A 20905-nucleotide genomic window follows, 5' to 3' on the forward strand; every position below is an offset into this window, starting at 1 on the left:
CCTTTCGGCGAGGCGAGTGGCGAGATTTACGACCGATGCCGCTCGCCGCACACCGGGCAATCCGGCTGGCGCGCGATGCGCATCGTGTTCCATTCCATCCGTAGCGAATCGAGCATCATCAGGCGGCCCACCAATGGCTCGCCGATGCCCGCGATCACGCGCAGCGCTTCCGCCGCCTGCATCGCACCGATAATGCCGACCGTCGGCGCGAACACGCCCATCGTCGAGCACGCTACTTCCTCGAACGGCTGATCTTCCGGAAACACGCACGCGTAGCACGGTGAATTTTCGCTGCGGAAATCGAACGTGCTGATCTGGCCGTCGAAGCGCAGCGCCGCGCCCGATACCAGCGGCACGCCGTGCTTCACGCAGGCGCGGTTGATCGCATGACGCGTCGCGAAGTTGTCCGTGCAGTCGAGTACAACAGTCGCTTGCGGCACGCTGACGTCCAGCCACGCATCGTCGACGCGTTCTGCTACGGCGTGTACAACGACTTCCGGATTCAGTTGCGCAATCGCGTCGCGTCCCGACTCGACTTTCAACCGGCCAACCGACTTCGTCACATGCAGAATCTGCCGCTGCAGATTGGTGAGATCGACGGTATCGGCATCGACCAGCGTCAGCTTGCCGACGCCCGCCGCCGCCAGATACATCGCGGCCGGCGAGCCGAGACCACCCGCGCCGACCACAATGGCGTGCGCGTCGAGAAAGCGTTGCTGAGCCTCGATGCCGAGTTCATCGACGAGGATGTGACGGGAGTAGCGCAGGAGTTGATCGTCGTTCATGGCGGGGCGCGGCGTGTGTCGTAGGTGTCGCGCTGGCTGTGAAGAGAGACGGCGCGAGGTTCTCGTTATTCTAATCGCGCGGAGGAAAGTGTCTTCGCGGCAACGTGGGCCGCGAAGACACTGGGACAGCTCAGACGCTTACTTGGCCGGAACTGCCGGTTGCGAAGCGGGCTGCGTAGCCGAAGCGGGCGCCGCCGGGTTCGACGCCGTCGGCGTAGCGGGCAGTGCGGGCTTCACAGCGACAGGCGCCGAAGCCGATTGAGCCGGCTTGTTCTGCGCGAGACGCCGCTCCATCAGCGACTTCGATTCCTGCACCGGCTTGCCCTCAAGCTTGTTCAGACCTTGTTGCAGCATGAAGTCGTCGTTGGAACCGAATTCGACCGGCTTGCGGTCGCGATCCTTCTGCTTCTGTTCCGGCGTCTTCTTGTCGTTCTGCTCTTCGAGCAGACGCAACTGGTCCATGCGCTCCTGTTCGCGCTGTTCCTGTTCCTTCTTCTCGTTCGGGTCTTGCGTGTTCGCAAGGTGATTCGAGTAGTCGACTTCGCGCGTGACGAGTGCGTCGTCCGGATCGCCGTCCGCGTATTGATCCACTGCGACGTCGGGGCGGATACCCTTGTTCTGGATCGAACGGCCGCTCGGCGTGTAGTAGTAGGCGGTGGTCAGACGCAGCGCCGAATCCGCTGTCATCGGACGCACGGTCTGCACCGAGCCCTTGCCGAACGTCGTCTTGCCGACGATCAGCGCGCGATGCTGATCCTGCAGCGCGCCCGCGACGATTTCCGACGCCGACGCCGAGTACGCGTTGGTCAGCACGATCATCGGCACGGTCTTGAAGATGGACGGCAGGTTCTTCAGCGGATCGGTGTCGAAGGACGGCAGACGGTAGTTGTCGTAGGTGTCGCGATAGACCTGCTTCGAGTCCGGAATCTGGCCGTTCGTCGACACGACGACGGAATCCGGCGGCAGGAACGCGCCCGCGACGCCGACGGCGCTTTGCAGCAGGCCACCGCCGTTGTTGCGCAGGTCGAGGATCAGGCCCTTCAGGTTCGGCTGCTGGCGCGCGATGTCCTGTAGCTTGGCTGCGAGGTCAGGCACCGTGCGTTCCTGGAAGCTCGTGATGCGGACATAGGCGTAGCCCGGCGCAAGGATCTTCGACTTCACGCTCTGGACCTTGATGATCGCGCGCGTGACGGTGAGCGGGAACGTACGGTCGTCGGTCTTGCGGAAGATGGTCAGCGTGACCTTCGTGCCCGGGTCGCCGCGCATCTGCTTGACGGCTTTGTCGAGCGTCATGCCGCGCACGGGCTTGTCGTTGATGCGGGTGATCAGGTCGCCCGGACGGATGCCGGCGCGGAACGCGGGCGTGTCCTCGATCGGCGAGATGACCTTGATGAGGCCGTCTTCCTGCGAAATTTCGATGCCGAGGCCCGCGAAGCGGCCCTTGGTCTGCTCCTGCAGCTCTTCGTAGTCGGTCTTGTCGAGATAGGACGAGTGCGGGTCGAGGCTCGACACCATGCCCTTGATCGCGGCCGTCAGTAGCTTCTTGTCGTCGACGGGCTCCACATACTCATGCTTGATTTGCCCGAAGACTTCGGCGAAGAGTCGCAACTGGTCGAGCGGCAAGGGCGCGGTCGCCGATGCGGGTTGCTGGGCCGAGGCGCTGAGTTGCAGGGTTGCAAAAACGCCGGTAGCCAGGCCCGCGGCGATAAGGCCGATATTTTTCAGGTTCTTTCGCATAGAGTGTGTTGCGGTCGGAAGCGCGTGGCAGCGTCAAAGGAAAAAGGACGGACAAGTATAACTTGACGCTTGCACGGCCTGTACGTATGGGTGATCGGGTTTCGACAGCGGTCGCGCTGCGAGGTTCTAAGGATCGCTGCCGTCCTGCGCAGCGACTGTGCGCTGGCGGACGCCCGCAACGCCAAAAGTGCCGCCACGCATGGGCTGAACTGCCTATACCGTTGCGTGCGCATCGGTATGGATTGCTTGCGTGTAGGGATCGCAGCGAAACGTCCGGCCATCTCGCGACGACACATGATGGCGCCAGCATGGCGGGTACATGGCAATGCTGTCAGGCAAGCGCACGGCACGCGCGAAGCGCGCGTGCCTTGACCCGCAGCGGCATGGCGGCGGGTCACGATCATTGGACTGGCCGTGATCAGCCCGCCTTACCCTGCTTCGCGACAGCGGCCTGGGCCTTCGCGATCGCTTCCTGATCGCCGAGGTAGTAGTGCTTGATCGGCTTAAGGTCTTCGTCCAGTTCATAGACGAGGGGCACGCCGTTCGGGATGTTCAGCCCGACGATGTCGTTGTCGGAGATGTTGTCCAGATACTTGACCAGCGCGCGGATCGAATTGCCGTGCGCGGCGATCAGCACCTTGCGGCCCGACTTGATCGCGGGCGCGATCGATTCGTTCCAGATGGGCATGACGCGCGCGACGGTGTCCTTCAGGCATTCCGTGAGCGGCAACTGCTCGCGCGGCACCTTCGCGTAGCGCGGGTCGTCGTACGACGTGCGCGAATCGGTCGCCTCCAGCGCGGGCGGCGGCGTGTCGTAGCTGCGGCGCCAGACCAGCACTTGCTCGTCGCCGAACTTCGCGGCCGTCTCGGCCTTGTTCAGGCCCGACAGCGCGCCGTAGTGGCGCTCGTTGAGACGCCACGAATGCACGACGGGCAGGTACATCTGGTCCATCTTGTCCTGCACGTGCCACAGCGTGCGGATCGCGCGCTTGAGCACCGAGGTATAGGCGATATCGAACGTATAGCCCGAGTCCTTGAGCAGCGTGCCTGCCTGCTGCGCTTCGAGGTTGCCCTGTTCGGTCAGGTCGACGTCGACCCAGCCTGTGAAGCGGTTTTCCTTGTTCCACGTCGATTCGCCGTGGCGGATGAGAACGAGTTTGTACATGTCGTTGCCGGTCGGTAGTGAGGAAGCGGGAATCGGGGCGGTACCGCAGCCTTCTGCTGGCGGTCGCCATCGCGTCAGACGGTTATTTTATAATGGTCGGATTGCCCTTTCCGATTTATCCCGATTTCTTCTCTTTTTCCGGCGGATCTTCCGTGAAGTTTTTCACCGATTACACCAACCTTGTACTGATCGCTGTCGCCCTCATCTCTGGGGCGTTGCTCCTCTGGCCGTCGATTTCCCGGCGCGGACGCGGCGGCCTTTCGGCGGCTGCCGCCACCCAGCTGATCAATCGGCGCAACGCCGTGGTCGTCGACCTGCGCTCCGCGGCGGAATACGCCGGCGGGCACCTGCCGTCGGCGCGGCACGTGGAATTTGGCGAGTTGCAAGCGAAAGTCGCCCAACTCGTGAAAAATAAGAGCAACCCGGTGCTGCTCGTCTGCCAGAACGGACAGCAGTCGAACAAGGCGGCACGTATTGTGCGCGACGCAGGCTATGCGGAAGTGCACGTGCTGGAAGGCGGCGTCAACGCCTGGCAGCAGGCGGGCATGCCCGTCGTCAAACAAGGAGTTGCGAAGTGAACAAAGTGATCATGTACAGCACGCAGGTGTGCCCGTATTGCCAGATGGCCGAACGTCTACTAAAGTCGCGCGGCGTCGATCACGTCGAAAAGGTGCTGATCGACAAGGATCCGGCGCGCCGTCAGGAAATGATGACGCGCACGGGCCGTCGCACGGTGCCGCAGGTGTATATCGGCGACACGCACGTCGGCGGCTATGACGATCTGTCCGCGCTCGATCGCGCGGGCGGTCTGACGCCGCTGCTGGCAGCCGTCGCCTGAGGTTTTGCCTTTGCGTCGCGCCGGTTACGTAGGCAGCGGCGTGCGGTAGCGAAAAAACAAGGCCGGGTTCGCACCGGCCGGCTGGATGCCGCCTTTCGGGGCGGCCCGCTTTGTAAAGAGATCTGGCGGCATTCGTCCGCCGCAACGAAATTAAGGGAGTAGAGACTCATGTCCGACGAGAACAACCAGCCGTTCTTCAATATCCAGCGCATCTACCTGAAGGACATGTCGCTCGAACAGCCGAATTCGCCGGCTATTTTCCTCGAGCAGGAAATGCCGTCGGTCGAAGTCGAAGTCGACGTGAAGGCTGAGCGCCTCGCGGACACTGTGTTCGAAATTCTCGTCACGGGCACCGTGACGGCCAAGGTCAGCGACAAGGTCGCGTTCCTGATCGAAGCCAAGCAGGCAGGCATTTTCGACATCCGCAACATCCCGGCTGAGCAGATCGATCCGCTCGTCGGCATTGCGTGCCCGACCATCCTGTTCCCGTATCTGCGTTCGAACATCGCCGACGCGATCACCCGCGCAGGCTTCCCGCCCATCCACCTCGCCGAAATCAACTTCCAGGCACTGTACGAGCAACGCCTCGCGCAGATCGCCACGCAGGAAACCGGCGCGGGCAGCGCTGCGCATCACTGACGCGCGCAGCCGGTGCCGGGTATGAAGGTCGCCGTTCTCGGCGCCGGTGCATGGGGCACCGCACTCGCCGGCCATCTGGCCGCGCGGCACGACACGGTGCTCTGGGCGCGCGACGCCGCGCTCATCGCCGAACTCTCCACGTCGCATGAAAACGCTCGCTATCTGGCGGGCGTTGCGTTGCCATCCGCGCTTCGCTTCGAAGCGAATCTCGATCTCGCGTTAGATCACGCGCTCGCCGACGACGCGCTGTGCGTGGTCGCCACGCCCGTCGCGGGCTTGCGCGCGATGCTGCGCACGATGCGCGACATCGGCAAGGTGCCGGCGCACATCGTGTGGCTGTGCAAGGGCTTCGAGGCTGACACGCAACTGCTGCCGAATCAGGTCGTAGCTCAAGAGTTGAGCGGGCACGCGAGCAACGGCACGCTGTCGGGCCCGAGCTTCGCACGCGAAGTGGGGCAGGGGCTGCCAGTCGCGTTGACGGTGGCGAGCGCGTCGGCGGCATGCCGCGAGCGGACTGTCGCGGCGTTCCATCACGGCGCAATGCGTATCTATAGCGGCGACGACGTGGTCGGCGTCGAAGTGGGCGGCGCGGTGAAGAACGTGCTGGCCATTGCCACGGGCATCGCCGATGGCCTCGGTCTCGGGCTGAACGCACGCGCAGCGCTGATCACGCGCGGTCTTGCCGAAATGTCGCGCCTCGGCGCGGCGCTGGGCGGCCGGGCGGAAACGTTCACGGGCCTCACGGGTCTGGGCGATCTGATTCTGACCGCGACGGGCGATCTGTCGCGCAACCGGACGGTTGGCATGCAGCTCGCAACCGGCCGTTCGCTCGACGATATTCTCAACGCGCTCGGGCACGTCGCCGAGGGCGTGCGTTGCGCGCGGGGCGTGCTGTCGATCGCGCAGTCGCACGGGATCGAAATGCCGATCACCGAAGCCGTCTGCGACGTGCTGTTCAACAACGTGGCGCCGCGCGATGCCGTCAGCGCGCTGCTGCGCCGCGACGCGAAGGCTGAATAAAAGCCGTTGTCCGAAGCGGGCCTCGCGGCCCGCAACCCATTGCAGCAAATTGCCTGAAGGTCTTTTACACAGCCGGTAATGGCCAACGCCGAACGGCTCGTTTCTTTTGCTGTCCACCTCCTATCGTTGTTGCATCGAATCTGGAGGTTTTCCCATGCTCACCATTGGCCATTGCTCGCTCGAGGCGCGGGTCGTCGACATCACGACGCTCGACGTCGACGCGATCGTCAACGCGGCGAATACATCATTGCTGGGCGGCGGTGGTGTGGACGGCGCGATTCATCGCGCGGCCGGCCCGGAACTGCTGCGTGAATGCGAAACGCTGGGCGGTTGCGTGACAGGCGACGCGAAGATGACGGGCGGCCATCGGCTGAAAGCGCGTCATGTGATTCATGCCGTCGGTCCCGTGTGGCACGGCGGCGAGCGGGGTGAGGCGAAGTTGCTGGCTGCGTGCTACAGGCGCTCGCTGGAACTGGCACGCGACGCCAAAGCGAAGGGCATCGCGTTTCCTGCGATCAGTTGCGGCGTCTACCGTTTTCCCGCCGACGAAGCGGTGCGTATCGCCGTTCAAACGGTAATCGACACACTGCCGCAAACGCCTATGGTCGAGCACGTGATCTTCGCGTGCTTCGACGAAGCGATGCACATGCGCTACAAGTCCGAACTCGAACGACGCCTTCAGGCTCCGCCTTCGAAGCCCGCCTGACGCCATGCCTCGAACACGACTACGGCGACCGTGTTCGACAGGTTCAGGCTGCGATTGCCGGGGCGCATCGGCAGGCGCACGCGCTGTTCGGACGGGAAGCGACTCAGCACGGCGTCCGGCAAGCCGCGCGTTTCCGCGCCGAACACGAACCAGTCGCCGGGCAGGAACGCGTGCGAATGGAATGGGCTGGAGCCGCGCGTCGTGAACGCAAACACGCGCGAGAAATCGGGCGCTTCGCTGTCGATCAGCGCGTCCCAGTTTGGGTGTACGCGCATCTGCGCGTACTCGTGATAATCGAGGCCGGCGCGACGCATTCTTGCGTCGTCGAGCGGAAAGCCGAGCGGCTCGATCAGATGCAGGCGCGCACCCGTGTTCGCGCACAGGCGGATCACGTTGCCGGTGTTCGGCGGAATTTCAGGTTCGACGAGAACGACGTTGAACATATCAAGGTGAGTCGGAAACTAGTTTTTCGGCGTGCGAAGCGCGACGAGATTCGTCACGCGCCGCGCGCCGGCTGCCTTCAGCGTGCGGGCCAGCGCATCGAGTGTCGCGCCCGTCGTCATCACATCGTCGACGATGGCGACGTGCAAGCCCGTCACCGGCCTTGCCACTTCGAACGCGCGGCCGACATTCTGCCTGCGCGCATCGAGATCGAGCTTCGACTGCGGCGCCGTGTCGATCACGCGCCGCACGAGCGTCGCGTCGCCGCGAATGCCGAGCGCTTTCGCGCAGGGCCGCGCGATTTCCCACGCCTGGTTGTAGCCGCGCTCGACCAGCCGCCGGGCCGATAGTGGCACGGGCGCGACGACGTCCGGGCGATCGCGTTCGTCGAGTGCATCCATCGCGGACCACGCGAGCCGCCGCGCGAACTCATGCGCAAGCGCGAGCCGCGCGCGGAACTTGAGGCCGACGGCGAGCATGTCCAGCGGCGCGCGGTAATCGGCCAGCGCCACGGTCGCGTCGAACGAGGGCGGCGCGGTGAGACAGTCGCCGCACTGGTAATGCATGACGCTAGCCCGCCGGAAGCCGCTCAACGGCATCGCGCAGACAATGCAGCGCAGCCTTGCTTCGTTCCACCACGCCTCGTCGCAAAAGCCGCACAGCGTTCGATGCGACATATTGCCGCACAACGCACACGGATTCGGCAGCGCGCAACGTGCGAGCGCCGGAAGTTTCGAGATGGATCGTTGCGCGACCTCGATGAACCGTTCGTGAAGCAGTCGCCCGGAAAGTGTGGCGCGAGACCACCGAAAAGCCCAATTCGGCATATCGACACGCCTCCGAAGGCCGCTGACGCTGAAGGGACGGAATCGAGCGAGTATACTTCGCACTCTTCGTCCGCACGACTCGAATAACCGTGTCTCCCACCGAAACTGGCCGTCCGGCCTATGATTCGCGCCGTCTCCGGAAGATTTTCGACCGCCGGGCCGCGACGTTCAATGATGTCGCGTTCCTGCCGCGCGAGATCGCCCAACGCATGCGCGAACGGCTCGACTACATCAAGGTCAATCCGGCGCAGGTGCTCGACGCCGGCTGCGGCGCGGGCGACGACCTCCCCGCGTTGCGCGAGCGCTTCCCCGAGGCGCCCGTGTTCGGCACCGATCTTTCCCGCGCGATGCTCGCGCGCGCGGTCCAGCACGACGCTACCGACACCAGCTGGCGCCGTTTTCTGCCCGCGTCGCTCGGCAAGGCGCTCGGCTCGCGCGGTCCGCGCTTTGCTCAGGCCGATTTTTCCGCGTTGCCCTTCGCATCGGGGGCATTCGAGTTCATCTGGTCGAATCTCGCGCTGCACTGGCACTCGCGGCCCGACCTCGTTTTCCCTGAATGGCAGCGCGTGCTGAAGGTCAACGGCCTGCTGATGTTCAGCACGCTCGGGCCTGACACGCTGAAAGAACTGCGCGGCGCGTATGCCGAAATCGAAGCGGCGCACGGCGTCAATACGCACAAACATGTAATCGACTTCGTAGACATGCACGATCTGGGCGATATGCTTGTCGAAAGTGGCTTCGAAATTCCCGTGATGGACCAGGAGACCTTGACCATCACATACAAGTCGCCGGAGTCGCTGCTCGCCGACGTGCGTCGCTGGGGCGCCTATCCGTTCCGGCGCGAGGCGTCGCCGGGTGTCGCGTCGAGGCGCATGCAAAAAGCGCTGCTTGCCGCGCTGGAGGCGCGCCGGCGGGCCGATGGCACGATCCCTCTGACTTTCGAGGTGATCTACGGACATGCATGGAAGGCGGTGCCGAGAATGACCCCCGAAGGGCACGGAATAGTGCGAATAGAAGACATCGGAAGAGGGCGGCAGGGCAATCGTTGACGCGGTAAAGAGGGCATCCGTTATGCTCGAAATTAGCGGCTCGAAAAGTGCGTCAAAACGGCGCAGAGGCTTGTGTGGCTTGGCTTTTCGGCCGATAGAGCGTTGCTTGTGGATGCCCTGGATCGGCCCTATAATGCGTCAGTTTGTCGCTTAAAGCTCACACAATAGGAGCGACAGGCCCGAGGCCTTTGCGGTTCGGGTGGCGGTAGTTGCGCTGGGCGTGAATGGCATTGGCGGTATGCGGTGACTGGCGGTTCGCGGGAGGCAGCGATGAATGCAACCGATCTGCTGGCTGAGTCAGAACCCGTCCTCAAGGACTGGTTGATGAAGCGCAACTGTTCGGCTTCGCCGCGGCAATTCGTGTTCTTCTATGTGTCGCTCGCGGCATTCTCGCTCTTAATAGCATTCCTGCTGGTCCTGTGCGGTGCATGGCTGGTGTTGCCGTTCACGGGTATCGAGCTGCTCGCTGTCGGTGTCGCATTTGCCATCTATGCACGCCATGCTGTCGATTACGAGCGCATCCGGCTGTTTCCCAACCGGCTCGTGATCGAACAGGTCAGCGCCGAGCATCTCACGCAGTTCGAATTCAACCCGTGCTGGGTGCGGGTAGAACCAGGAGCGACGCCGCGCGACCGGATCAGACTGGTTTCGCGTGGCGAGACGGTCGCGGTCGGGCAGCACCTTGCGCAATATCGGCGCGCACAATTCGCCGACGAACTGCGTCTGTGGCTCAGGCAGTGTCAGGCGTAAAAAGTTGCGTATCGAATCGCGCGCCGTTCCAGAAGACGAGAGGCAGCCTTCCAGCGGGGTCGAGGGTTTGAATGGAAAATTTGGGTAAGGAAGCTATGAAAACAATCAAGCGAGCCCTCGTGGGCGTGCTGGCGTGTAGCGGGCTGTTGTTCGCTGGCGCTGCCCATGCAATCGGCGACAGTCCGGGCGGCCCCCGCGTCAACGAGATCAATCTCCAGCCGCCCGTGACGAGGATTGCCGAAGAGCTCTACAGCCTCCACACATTCATGCTGATTCTCTGCACGGTGATCTTCATCGGCGTGTTCGGCGTGATGTTCTATTCGATGTTTGCGCACCGCAAGTCGAAGGGCTACAAAGCCGCGCATTTCCACGAAAGCACCACCGTCGAAATCATCTGGACGATCGTCCCGTTCATCATCGTCGTGTTGATGGCGCTGCCCGCCACCAAGACGGTCGTCGCGATGAAGGACACCACGAATGCCGATCTCACCGTCAAGGTCACCGGCTATCAGTGGAAGTGGGCCTACGACTACGTGAAGGGGCCGGGCGAAGGTATCAACTTCCTGTCCACGCTGACCACGCCGCGTAGCCAGGTCGACGGCCGCGCGCCGAAAACGGATACCTATCTGCAGGAAGTCGACAATCCGCTTGTCGTTCCCGTCAACAAGAAGATTCGCATCATCACCACCGCCAACGACGTCGTTCACTCGTGGTACGTGCCCGCGTTCGGCGTGAAGCAGGATGCGATTCCCGGCTTCGTGCGCGACACGTGGTTCAAGGCGGAGAAGACGGGCACGTATCGCGGCTTCTGTACCGAGCTGTGCGGCAAGGAACACGCGTTCATGCCCGTGGTCGTGACCGTGCTGTCCGACGACGACTACGCGAAGTGGGTCGACGACCAGAAGAAGAAAATGGCCGCCGGCCTGGACGATCCCAACAAGAACTACACGCTCGCCGAACTGACGGAGCGTGGCGGCAAGGTGTACGCGGCGAACTGCGCCGTCTGTCACCAGCCGACGGGCAAGGGCGCAGGCGCATTCCCGGCGCTCGACGGCAGCAAGGTCGCAAACGGCCCGCTCGCCGAGCATGTGAGCATCGTCCTGAAGGGCAAGAACGCGATGCCGGCGTGGGCGCCGACGTTGAACGACGTCGAGATCGCATCCGTCATCACGTTCGAGCGCAACGCGTGGGGCAACCACACGGGCGACATCCTGCAACCGAAGCAGATCGCCGACGCACGCAACGGCCGTCTGCCGGCGGGTGGCGATCACCTGGCGGGCGCGGCGGCGGCTGCCGCGTCGGACGCCGTCGCGGCGAGCGGCGCGGAAGGCGCGAGCGGCGCAGCTGCGGCTAGCGGCGAAGCGGGCGCATCGGCTCCCGCGGCTGCATCAGGCGCATCGGACAACGCGGCAGCATCGGCGCCGCAAGCGTCGCTGCCTGCCAGCGTCTACTTCGAAACGAACAAGAGCACGCTGCCCGCGGACGCAAAAGCCGCTATCGACGCAGCCGCTGCGTACGCGAAGGCGCACCCGGACGCGAAGTTCACGTTGTCGGGCTACACCGACGCAACGGGTTCCGCCGATAAAAACGCGAAGCTCGCGAAGGCGCGTGCCGAAGCCGTGCGCGACGCGCTGAAAGCAGCAGGCATCGCCGAAGACCACATTATTCTGAAGAAGCCGGAGACGATCACGGGCGGTGCGGACGCGAAGGAAGCACGCCGTGTCGAGATTAGCCCAGCGGCCTGACGTGTCACAGTCAGAGAAAAGCAGCATTCGAGATTTAGGAGATTGTCATGTCTAGCATCGGACACGATGTAGCCGCGGGGCACGAGCACGTTCACGGCGATCATGCCCACGAGACGCCGCATGGCTGGCGCCGTTGGCTGTACGCCACCAACCACAAGGACATCGGTACGCTGTACCTGCTGTTCTCGTTCATCATGTTCCTGTCCGGGGGCGTGATGGCGCTGGGCATCCGCGCCGAGCTGTTCGAGCCGGGCCTGCAGATCATGCGTCCCGAGTTCTTCAACCAGTTGACCACCATGCACGGCCTCATCATGGTGTTCGGCGCGATCATGCCGGCCTTCGTCGGCTTCGCGAACTGGATGATTCCGCTGCAGATCGGCGCATCGGACATGGCCTTCGCACGGATGAACAACTTCAGCTTCTGGCTGCTGCCCGTCGCTGCCGTGCTGCTGGTCGGTTCGTTCTTCACACCGGGCGGCGCAACGGCCGCCGGCTGGACGCTGTATGCACCGCTGTCCACGCAGATGGGCCCGGGCATGGACTTCGCGATTTTCGCGGTCCACATCATGGGTGCGTCGTCGATCATGGGCGGCATCAACATCGTCGTGACGATCCTGAACATGCGCGCACCCGGCCTCACGCTGATGAAGATGCCGATGTTCGTCTGGACGTGGCTGATCACGGCCTACCTGCTGATCGCCGTCATGCCGGTGCTCGCTGGCGCGATCACGATGGTGCTGTTCGACCGCCACTTCGGCACGTCGTTCTTCAACGCGGCAGGCGGCGGCGACCCGGTGATGTATCAGCACATCTTCTGGTTCTTCGGCCACCCCGAGGTCTACATCATGATCTTGCCGGCGTTCGGGATCGTGTCGCAGGTGATCCCGGCGTTCGCGCGCAAGCCGCTGTTCGGCTATAGCTCGATGGTGTACGCAACGGCGTCGATCGCGATCCTGTCGTTCATGGTCTGGGCGCACCACATGTTCGCCACGGGCATGCCTGTCACGGGCCAGTTGTTCTTCATGTACGCGACGATGCTGATCGCCGTGCCGACTGGCGTGAAGGTGTTCAACTGGGTCGCGACGATGTGGCGCGGTTCGCTGACCTTCGAAACGCCGATGTTGTTCGCGGTGGGCTTCCTGTTCGTGTTCACGTTCGGTGGTCTGACGGGCCTGATGCTCGCGATGGCGCCGCTCGACATCCAGTATCACGGCACTTACTTCGTGGTTGCGCACTTCCACTACGTGCTGGTGGCGGGGTCGCTATTCGGCCTGTTCTCCGGCTGGTACTACTGGTCGCCGAAGTGGACGGGCTGGATGTACAACGAGACGCGCGGCAAGATCCACTTCTGGTCGTCGCTGATCTTCTTCAACCTCGCGTTCCTGCCGATGCACTTTGTGGGTCTCGCCGGTATGCCGCGTCGTTATGCCGACTACCCGGCGCAGTTCACCGACTGGAACCAGGTCATCACGATCGGCGCCTTCGGCTTCGGTCTCGCGCAGGTGTACTTCCTGTTCGCAGTCGCGTTGCCGGCGTATCGCGGCGGCGGCGAACTCGAACAGGCCGGCGACAAGCCGTGGGATGGCGCAACGGGCCTCGAGTGGACCGTGCCTAGCCCGGCTCCGTTCCATACGTTCGAAAATCCGCCGACGGTCGAATAAGCCATCTTCGAAGTCCGCTCCGGCTGAGCAGTGCCGGAGCGGGTCGGCTGGACCGAAGCGGAACCGAAGCGGGACCGAATCATCACGCAGCAACGCAGCATCAAGAAACTTCAGCATGACCCGGAATCCACAAAAAAGCCGAACGCCTGAAGAAATTCGTGCAGGGAATCTGCGACTCGGTCTGATTCTGCTTGCCGTCGTCGCCGTCTTTTTTCTGGGTGCCGTCGTCAAGCAGGTCTGGTTTGCTTCGTGACATGACCTGACCTGCCGTGACGAGTTGGGATCGCCTGTGCATGTGATCTGTTGAGGAAGTTCGATGTCGACGCAACCGCCCGCCGGGGCCGATCGCTCTTTTAACCGTTCGATGCTGTTCAAGCTCGTCGTCGTCGCGTTGTTGATGTTCGGCTTCGGCTTTGCGTTGATCCCGATGTATCGCGCGATCTGCGAGGTCACGGGCATCAACAACCTCGTGCAGCGTGACGCAACGGCGCGCGAGGCGAAGAACACGCAGGTCGACATGAGCCGCACGATTTCGATCGAGTTCGACGCGAATGCGCGCGGACCGCTCGGTTTCAAGCCGGAGCAGAACAGTATCGACGTGCATCCGGGCGAAGTGACGACGGTGATGTACGACGTGAGCAACCAGCAGGCGCGCACGATCCAGGCTCAGGCTATTCCGAGCTACGCGCCGAAGCAGGCCACGGAGTTCTTCAAGAAGATCGAGTGTTTTTGCTTTACGCAGCAGACGTTGAAGGCGAACGAGTCGAAGCGGATGCCCGTGGTGTTCGTCGTCGATCCGAAATTGCCGAAAGACGTGAAGACGATCACGCTGTCGTACACGTTCTTCGAACTGAACGCGCCTGCACCCGCGGCGCGCGGCACGCAAGGTCAGACGGCGGACGGTGCAGCGAAAGCAACGAACCCGGCTTGACGCGTACCAACGACGCTTGCCCAAAGAAGGCGAGGATATGAACGATAGCGGTCGCGGCAGGAAGAGCAGTTTCGGCCAGTCGATGAAAGCGGTGATGTGGTCGTTTTTCGGTGTGCGCAAACGGCGCGATCTGGAAGCGGATGCCACGCAGTTGAATCCGCTTCACGTGATCATCGCGGCGCTGATCGGCGCGGCGATTTTCATCGGGGTGTTGATCCTGATCGTGCGCGTGGTGGTCGGCTAGTCGAGCGTTGGAGCGGGGCAGGACTCAATGGATGGAGCAGGGCGGCGCAACGCAGCGCGCCGCTGGAGATAGAGCCGGGGCGCAGCGCAGTCGGCTGCGGATTCAACCGGACCAAGCAGAACAACTGGACTGAAGTGGAGAATCAACGATGAGCGGTCAAAACGAGAGCCCGTACTATTTCATACCGCACCCGTCGCGGCATCCGATCAGCGCTGCGATTGGCCTGCTGGTCATGCTCGGATCGTTTGCGGCGTGGGTGAACGGCGAGCCGTGGGCGCCCATCACGGCGCTGGTCGGTCTGCTGTGGCTGCTCTTCACGCTGTATCACTGGTTCGGCGATGCGATCTCCGAGTCGGAAGGCGGCATGTACGGCAAGAAAGTCGATGCCTCGTACCGCTGGAGCATGAGCTGGTTCATCTTTTCGGAAGTGATGTTCTTCGGCGCGTTTTTCGGCGCGCTGTTCTATGCGCGCGAGATCGCGATGCATCAGTTGGGCAGTCTCGACTACAAGCTGATCTGGCCGGATTTCACGGCGGTATGGCCGAATATCGGACCGGCTGATCTCGTGTCGCACTTCAAGTCGATGACGCCGTGGCCCGTGCCGACCATCAACACGGCGCTGCTGCTGTCGTCGGGCGCGACGCTGACGGTCTCGCACCACGCGCTGCGCGACAATCACCGCACGAAAGCGATTGCATGGCTCGCAGCCACGCTGGTGCTGGGCATCTCGTTCCTGTTCCTGCAAGGCTTCGAGTATTTCCACGCATACAACGAACTGAACCTGACGCTCGCATCGGGCGTGTATGGATCGACGTTCTTCCTGCTGACGGGCTTCCACGGTTTCCACGTGTTTCTCGGCGGTACGATGCTGGCCGTCGTGCTGGTGCGGATGATCCGCGGCCACTTCACGGCCGACCATCACTTCGCGTTCGAAGGTGCGGCGTGGTACTGGCACTTTGTCGACGTCGTGTGGCTGGGTCTGTATATCGTCGTGTACTGGCTGTAAGCGTCGTTCGAACGCCACGGAGCCTGCGCAAATCGTGCGTCATATCGACGCATCGAGGCACCGCAGGCAGCCTTCAAGCGGGTGGCATCAGGCGCGGTCGGAGCATCGAACGCGTTGGTGTGGGATCTGTATCGGAAAAGACTTGGACAGCGCCGCCCTCGACCCCGTCAGGGCGGCGTTTTGCTTCGATGGTGTGAGGATTTCGCTGATCGCGTAACGGTGTATTGCCTGATCGGCGCGAGATTAAGTGGCATACTTCGCCGTCAATTTGAGACGGCACACGTCAGGTCGGCGCACCGCGCGGCGGCGTGCGGTCATTGCTGAACGTGCTGCAACTGTGCCGTCAGCGTCCGTACGGAATGCCCGTCGAATGAATCCAGCCCATCCAGTTCGCGAACAGGATGAACAGGAACAGCGTAATCGACAGGCCGACACGTGTCGCAAGCGACCAGACCATACGCTTCGTTCTGCCCCGGTCGTGCATCATGAAGTACAGCGCGGACACCATGCTGCCGATGATCAGAACGAACGCGATGGGAACGAGAATGTGCATGGAACCAACTGAAATTCAGGAAAGCGAACGCAACGATTTCATTATCGCACCGCGCGCAATGGTTCGTGTTCCGACCAGAATCGCACGATGAAGATTCGTCTCATACCGGCGCTGCTGATTCTGATCGTCGTCGCGGTGACGGTGCGGCTTGGTTTCTGGCAGCGCGACCGCGCGCATCAGAAGGAAGCGTTGCAGGCGCAGATCACGCAGTTCGAGAACGCGCCTGCGCAGACTGTGGGCGCCGCGCCCGTCGCGCTGAAGGACATCGAGTTTCATCGCGTGCGTGCGGTTGGACAGTTTATGCCGCAGCAAGTGGTGTACCTCGATAATCGCCCGTATAACGACCAGCCGGGCTTTTACGTCGTGATGCCCCTTAAACTGCGCGACGGCGGCGTTGTGCTCGTCAATCGCGGCTGGCTGCCGCGCAACATGAACGAGCGCACGGCGATCGCGCCGTACGACACGCCGAAGGGCGAGATCGAAATCGAAGGTATCGCGCGTGCCGACGCGACCCGCGCGTATGAGCTTGGCGAGGGCGGCTCGGCCGCGCATCAGACGATTCGCCAGAATCTCGATGTCGCGTCGTACGCGGCGGAAACGGGTTTGCCGCTTCAGCCGTTCGTGATCCAGCAGACCAGCGACGACGGCGACAAACTCGTGCGCGACTGGCCTGTGCCGACGTCGGGCGTCGAACGCAACTACGGCTATATGGCGCAGTGGTGGGGCATGGCCGCCGCCGCACTGGTTTTCGGCCTGTATGCGGCCCGGCGTGCAGCGAAGAACGCGAATCGGATCGAGAGCAAGGGACCGGAAGGTGGCGACGTGGCCGACAACGGACAGGCGCCCAACGCGTGATGCTTCGCGCGTCGCTCGGGTGCAGCTTACAGGCGTGATGCAAGCGCCATCATGAAAAGAGGATCACGAGTGTCGACGCAAAACCCCCGTTCGCAGCAAACCGGACAGCAACCCGCGCAACGCGGGCAGGTTAAGGTTCCGGGCCAGCCGAACGGCAAAGGCTCGTGGCAGCGCGGCCGCTGGACGCTGCTGCTGATCGCGCTGGTCTGCGCGGCGCCCGTCATCGGGTCTTATTTCACGTACTACGTGATCAAGCCGAAGGGCAGCACGACGAGCTACGGCACGCTGATCGAACCGCAACGCCCGATCCCCGACGCGCTCGTCGTCACGGGCGAGGACGGCAAGCCGTTGAAGCTCGCCTCTTTGCGCGGCCGTTGGCTGCTGATTTCCGTCGACAACAGCGCGTGCGACAAGCCTTGTGTGACGAAGCTGTATTTCATGCGCCAGGTGCGCGCGACGCAAGCGGGCGAGCGCGAGCGCATCGTCAACGTGTTTCTGCGCACGGATGCCGGCAAGGTGCCCGACGTCGTCGACAACGCGTACAAGGACACGGAGATGCTGATCGCCGATCCGAAGGAAGTGAGCGCATGGCTGCCCGCCGACGAAGGCACGCAGGTTTCGGATCACATCTACATGGTCGACCCGAACGGCAACCTGATGATGCGTTTCCCGAAAGACGCAAACCCGAGCAAGATCAAGGGTGATGTCACGAAACTGCTCAGAAATTCGGGTATCGGCTAAAGTGCCGCGAGCACGTTGAAACTCGCCTGGTGGCGAGAGAAGGAAAGATAGATGTTCGTATTGCAACTGGGACTGATCGGGCTGTGCATTGCGCTGCTGCCGCTGTCGTACGTGTGGGTGAAAGCCGACGACAACAAGTTTCGCAAGCTGGTCTGGGTCACGACCTTCCTGACGCTGGACCTCGTGATGTTCGGCGGCTTCACGCGCCTGACCGATTCGGGCCTCGGCTGTCCGGACTGGCCGGGCTGCTACGGCACGTCGTCGCCGTTCATCGCGCACGCGGCGATCAATGCCGCGTATCACGCGATGCCGTCGGGCCCCGTCAGCATGACGAAGGCATGGATCGAGATGATTCACCGCTACTTCGCGATGGCGATCGGCGTGCTGATCGTCGCGCAGACGGTCATCGCGTGGGTCGCGCGCATCAAGCGCCGTCCGCTGCACGTGTCGCCGTGGTGGCCGACGTCGCTGCTGCTGCTGATCCTCGTGCAGGGCGCGTTCGGCGCATGGACCGTGACGATGAAGCTGCAACCCGTGATCGTGACGATTCACCTGTTGCTCGGGCTCGCGCTGCTCGGCACGCTCGGCTGGCTCGCCGCGCGTCAGACGCCGCTGCCCGCCCATGAACCCGAAGCGTCGCAGTGGCGTATTGCCGCAGTGTTCGGCCTCGCGCTGCTGATCGTGCAAATCGCGCTCGGCGGCTGGGTCAGCACGAACTACGCGGTGCTCGCCTGCACCGATTTCCCGACCTGCAACGGCCAATGGATTCCGCCGATGGACTTCGAGCACGGCTTCCATCTGTGGCGCGCGCTCGGCATGACGGGCGACGGCGACATGATCACGCAGGACGCGCTGGTCGCGATCCATTGGACGCATCGCACGTTCGCCTTTGTCGTGGTCGCGTATCTGCTATGGTTCGCGCTGAAAATGCGCCGCTTCGAGTCGCTGCGGCGGCCCGCAAATGGCGTGCTGCTCGTGATCGTGATCCAGTTCATCACGGGCCTGTCGAACATCGTTTTGCAATGGCCTTTGCCCATTGCCGTCGCCCATAACGGCGGGGCCGCGATCCTGCTGCTCCTGCTCGTTATGCTAAACTTTCGAATCGCTTATAGCCGTCCCGGCCGCGCCGTCGTTCACGCGCGCGACGCCGCGCCAGCGTGACCCACATGGACAGCACAACTCTCCCCCATTCGCCCGGTAGCCGGATTTCTCAATACATTGCGCTGACGAAGCCGCGTGTCACGCAGCTCGCCGTGTTTTGCGCAGTGATCGGCATGTTCCTGGCCACGCCCGGCATGGTGCCGTGGACGGTACTGATCGGCGGCGCAGTCGGCATCTGGTTGCTGGCGGGCGCTGCGTTCGCGATCAACTGTCTCGTCGAGCAAAAAGTCGACGCAAAGATGCGCCGCACCGCGTGGCGTCCTTCGGCACGCGGCGAGATCACCACTTCACAGATTCTGCTGTTCTCGGCCGTGCTCGGCGGCCTTGGCATGTGGACGCTCTACACGTTCACCAACGCGCTGACCATGTGGCTCACCATCGCCACGTTCGTCGGCTACGCGATCGTCTACACGCTGCTGCTCAAGCCTTATACGCCGCAGAACATCGTGATCGGCGGTGCATCGGGCGCGATGCCGCCGGCGCTCGGCTGGGCAGCCGTGACGGGCGCCGTGCCAGGCGACGCGTGGATTCTCGTGCTGATCATCTTCGTCTGGACGCCGCCGCATTTCTGGGCGCTCGCGCTGTATCGCCGCAAGGACTACGAAAACGCCGGCCTGCCGATGCTGCCCATCACCCACGGCGAGCAGTACACGCGTCTGCATATCTTGCTGTACACCGTCATTCTGTTCGCGGTCACGCTGATGCCGTTTATCTCGGGCATGAGCGGAATCGTGTATCTGGCGTCGGCGGTTCTGTTGGGTGCCGTGTTCCTCGCGTATGCGTGGAAGATTTATCGGGAATATTCCGACGACCTCGCGCGTAAAACCTTCCGTTACTCGATCGTTTATCTGTCGCTGCTGTTTGCGGCGCTGTTGATCGACCACTATGCGCGTGCCTTGATCGGCGCGTAACACCATGCTCACTAAACGTTTCGCGCGCGCGGCGCGCGTTGCTCTCGTTGCGTGCGCGCTCGGCGGCGCGGCGCTGATGTCGGGATGCGGGAAGGAACAGCCCGCGTTCACGAACGTCGATATCACGGGGAACAAGCAGTTCGGCGCCGACTTCTCGCTGCCGGATTCGAGCGGCAAGCTGCGCTCGCTTGCCGACTACAAGGGCAAAGTCGTCGTGATGTTCTTCGGCTATACGCATTGCCCCGACGTCTGCCCGACAACGATGGCCGAGCTTTCGCAGGCGCTCCAGCAACTCGGCCCTGAAGACGCGAAGCGCGTGCAAGTGCTGTTCGTCACCGTCGATCCCGAGCGCGACACGCCTGAACTGTTGTCGCAGTACGTGCCCGCGTTCAATCCGACGTTCGTCGGCCTGCGCCCTGCCGATCAGGAGCAACTGACGAAGGTGACGAAGGACTTCCGCGTCTACTACGCGAAGGTACCGGGCAAGACGCCCGACAGCTACACGATGGATCACACGGCCGCGAGCTACGTGTTCGATACCGACGGCAAGCTGCGACTTTTCGCGCGTGACGGGCAGGGCGCATCGCCGTGGGTTCACGATCTGAAGCTGTTGCTCGGCTGAGCGAGAGCGAGCGGCGCGAAAGTCGCACATTGAAAGGAAAAAGGCTGCCCGACATCGTGCAGCCTTTTTCATTTTCCAAGCCCCAGTTCACTCCGGTGCTTTCAGATTCATGCCCGGCGCCATCCGCGTCGCCTTGAACTCCGTCACGTCATAGCGCGCGACCTTCTGCTGCGCAAATGGATCGCTCGCGAGAATCTCGTCGAGTCTCGATCGCTCGATACCCGCCGCGATGATCACACCGCCATCGCGCGGCACCTTCGGCCCTGCCATGATGAACACGCCCGCGTCGAACTGACGCGTCAGGAACGCGCGGTGCGCTTCCAGCGCATCGTCGACACGATCGAGCGATGCCGTGTAGCTGAGGGAGACGACATACATAAAAACCTCGCAAATGGGGAAGAGGCGGACGGCGCGAGTAGGCGCCGCAACCCGTCATTATCGGCTGACACGGCGCGGGGCGTGACTGGCAGGCCGCCTCAAGTCGACGCATCGATCTGCCGTTATCCAAGAGAGCAATC

The 20905-nt window shown here is 62.9% G+C and carries 25 protein-coding genes; 18 read left to right on the forward strand and 7 right to left on the reverse strand.

Going from position 1 to position 20905, the window contains the following annotated elements:
• Positions 1-26: 26 nt before the first annotated feature.
• The 3 genes from C2L65_RS01300 to gpmA form a co-directional block, all read right to left on the reverse strand.
• Positions 27-785 (reverse strand): HesA/MoeB/ThiF family protein, encoded by a 759-nt coding sequence (locus tag C2L65_RS01300; RefSeq protein WP_042306355.1) that lies wholly within the window; start codon positions 783-785, stop codon positions 27-29.
• A 138-nt stretch (positions 786-923) separates the two neighbouring features.
• Entirely contained in the window at positions 924-2522 is a 1599-nt protein-coding gene (locus C2L65_RS01305) for a S41 family peptidase (protein ID WP_042306354.1), read from the reverse strand.
• A gap of 418 nt (positions 2523-2940) precedes the next feature.
• Positions 2941-3687: a 2,3-diphosphoglycerate-dependent phosphoglycerate mutase gene (gene gpmA, locus C2L65_RS01310; RefSeq protein ID WP_042306352.1), complete on the reverse strand. Its 747-nt coding sequence runs from the start codon at positions 3685-3687 to the stop codon at positions 2941-2943.
• Between the two features lie 152 nt (positions 3688-3839).
• Between gpmA and C2L65_RS01315 the strand changes: the two genes are divergently transcribed.
• From C2L65_RS01315 to C2L65_RS01335, 5 genes are all read left to right on the forward strand, one after another.
• Entirely contained in the window at positions 3840-4265 is a 426-nt protein-coding gene (locus C2L65_RS01315; RefSeq protein WP_007577684.1) for a rhodanese-like domain-containing protein, read from the forward strand.
• The gene (grxC, locus tag C2L65_RS01320; RefSeq protein WP_035986834.1) at positions 4262-4525 is read left to right on the forward strand and encodes a glutaredoxin 3; all 264 of its coding nucleotides are present in this window, start codon (positions 4262-4264) and stop codon (positions 4523-4525) included. The genes C2L65_RS01315 and grxC overlap by 4 nt, the downstream gene beginning before the upstream one ends.
• Positions 4526-4693: 168 nt before the next feature.
• A complete protein-coding gene (gene secB, locus C2L65_RS01325; protein ID WP_007577679.1) occupies positions 4694-5164 on the forward strand; it encodes a protein-export chaperone SecB in 471 nt (156 codons plus the stop codon).
• Between the two features lie 21 nt (positions 5165-5185).
• Positions 5186-6184, forward strand: coding sequence for an NAD(P)H-dependent glycerol-3-phosphate dehydrogenase (locus tag C2L65_RS01330; RefSeq protein ID WP_042306351.1), 999 nt, complete (start codon positions 5186-5188; stop codon positions 6182-6184).
• 154 nt (positions 6185-6338) lie between these two features.
• Positions 6339-6890: an O-acetyl-ADP-ribose deacetylase gene (locus C2L65_RS01335; protein ID WP_042306350.1), complete on the forward strand. Its 552-nt coding sequence runs from the start codon at positions 6339-6341 to the stop codon at positions 6888-6890.
• On the opposite strand, the gene trmL is transcribed toward C2L65_RS01335, so the two are convergent.
• Positions 6863-7333: a tRNA (uridine(34)/cytosine(34)/5-carboxymethylaminomethyluridine(34)-2'-O)-methyltransferase TrmL gene (gene trmL, locus C2L65_RS01340; RefSeq protein WP_042306349.1), complete on the reverse strand. Its 471-nt coding sequence runs from the start codon at positions 7331-7333 to the stop codon at positions 6863-6865. The two genes, C2L65_RS01335 and trmL, sit on opposite strands and share 28 nt — an antisense overlap.
• A gap of 18 nt (positions 7334-7351) precedes the next feature.
• Positions 7352-8158 (reverse strand): ComF family protein, encoded by an 807-nt coding sequence (locus C2L65_RS01345; protein WP_042306348.1) that lies wholly within the window; start codon positions 8156-8158, stop codon positions 7352-7354.
• Positions 8159-8247: 89 nt separating this feature from the next.
• Between C2L65_RS01345 and C2L65_RS01350 the strand changes: the two genes are divergently transcribed.
• The 8 genes from C2L65_RS01350 (at position 8248) to C2L65_RS01385 (ending at position 15544) form a co-directional block, all read left to right on the forward strand.
• Entirely contained in the window at positions 8248-9207 is a 960-nt protein-coding gene (locus C2L65_RS01350) for a methyltransferase domain-containing protein (protein WP_081920844.1), read from the forward strand.
• 270 nt (positions 9208-9477) lie between these two features.
• Positions 9478-9957 carry a DUF2244 domain-containing protein gene (locus C2L65_RS01355; RefSeq protein ID WP_035986818.1) on the forward strand — a complete coding sequence of 160 codons (480 nt, stop codon included), beginning with the start codon at positions 9478-9480 and terminating at the stop codon, positions 9955-9957.
• A 71-nt stretch (positions 9958-10028) separates the two neighbouring features.
• Positions 10029-11702 carry a cytochrome c oxidase subunit II gene (coxB, locus tag C2L65_RS01360; RefSeq protein WP_042306346.1) on the forward strand — a complete coding sequence of 558 codons (1674 nt, stop codon included), beginning with the start codon at positions 10029-10031 and terminating at the stop codon, positions 11700-11702.
• Positions 11703-11749: 47 nt separating this feature from the next.
• The gene (gene ctaD / locus C2L65_RS01365) at positions 11750-13363 is read left to right on the forward strand and encodes a cytochrome c oxidase subunit I (protein ID WP_042306345.1); all 1614 of its coding nucleotides are present in this window, start codon (positions 11750-11752) and stop codon (positions 13361-13363) included.
• 115 nt (positions 13364-13478) lie between these two features.
• The gene (locus tag C2L65_RS46505; protein WP_007579644.1) at positions 13479-13616 is read left to right on the forward strand and encodes a cytochrome oxidase small assembly protein; all 138 of its coding nucleotides are present in this window, start codon (positions 13479-13481) and stop codon (positions 13614-13616) included.
• Between the two features lie 63 nt (positions 13617-13679).
• Complete coding sequence (locus tag C2L65_RS01375) at positions 13680-14294, forward strand: cytochrome c oxidase assembly protein (protein ID WP_042306344.1); 615 nt, start codon at positions 13680-13682, stop codon at positions 14292-14294.
• A 37-nt stretch (positions 14295-14331) separates the two neighbouring features.
• Positions 14332-14538: a DUF2970 domain-containing protein gene (locus C2L65_RS01380; protein ID WP_007579648.1), complete on the forward strand. Its 207-nt coding sequence runs from the start codon at positions 14332-14334 to the stop codon at positions 14536-14538.
• Between the two features lie 148 nt (positions 14539-14686).
• Positions 14687-15544, forward strand: a complete 858-nt coding sequence (locus tag C2L65_RS01385) for a cytochrome c oxidase subunit 3 (protein WP_007579650.1) — start codon at positions 14687-14689, stop codon at positions 15542-15544.
• 343 nt (positions 15545-15887) lie between these two features.
• On the opposite strand, the gene C2L65_RS01390 is transcribed toward C2L65_RS01385, so the two are convergent.
• On the reverse strand, positions 15888-16097 hold the full coding sequence (locus tag C2L65_RS01390; protein ID WP_007579652.1) for a twin transmembrane helix small protein: 210 nt from the start codon (positions 16095-16097) through the stop codon (positions 15888-15890).
• An 87-nt stretch (positions 16098-16184) separates the two neighbouring features.
• On the opposite strand from C2L65_RS01390, the gene C2L65_RS01395 reads away from it, so the two are divergent.
• The 5 genes from C2L65_RS01395 (at position 16185) to C2L65_RS01415 (ending at position 20387) form a co-directional block, all read left to right on the forward strand.
• On the forward strand, positions 16185-16952 hold the full coding sequence (locus tag C2L65_RS01395; RefSeq protein ID WP_042306343.1) for an SURF1 family protein: 768 nt from the start codon (positions 16185-16187) through the stop codon (positions 16950-16952).
• 69 nt (positions 16953-17021) lie between these two features.
• A complete protein-coding gene (locus C2L65_RS01400; protein ID WP_042306342.1) occupies positions 17022-17693 on the forward strand; it encodes an SCO family protein in 672 nt (223 codons plus the stop codon).
• 51 nt (positions 17694-17744) lie between these two features.
• Positions 17745-18854 carry a COX15/CtaA family protein gene (locus C2L65_RS01405; RefSeq protein ID WP_042306341.1) on the forward strand — a complete coding sequence of 370 codons (1110 nt, stop codon included), beginning with the start codon at positions 17745-17747 and terminating at the stop codon, positions 18852-18854.
• Between the two features lie 5 nt (positions 18855-18859).
• A complete protein-coding gene (gene cyoE, locus C2L65_RS01410) occupies positions 18860-19765 on the forward strand; it encodes a heme o synthase (RefSeq protein WP_042306340.1) in 906 nt (301 codons plus the stop codon).
• A 4-nt stretch (positions 19766-19769) separates the two neighbouring features.
• A complete protein-coding gene (locus C2L65_RS01415; protein ID WP_042306339.1) occupies positions 19770-20387 on the forward strand; it encodes an SCO family protein in 618 nt (205 codons plus the stop codon).
• 87 nt (positions 20388-20474) lie between these two features.
• On the opposite strand, the gene C2L65_RS01420 is transcribed toward C2L65_RS01415, so the two are convergent.
• Positions 20475-20765, reverse strand: coding sequence for a YciI family protein (locus C2L65_RS01420; RefSeq protein WP_007579663.1), 291 nt, complete (start codon positions 20763-20765; stop codon positions 20475-20477).
• Between the last annotated feature and the right edge of the window lie 140 nt (positions 20766-20905).

It is taken from the genome of Paraburkholderia terrae, assembly GCF_002902925.1.
GTDB lineage: Bacteria > Pseudomonadota > Gammaproteobacteria > Burkholderiales > Burkholderiaceae > Paraburkholderia > Paraburkholderia terrae.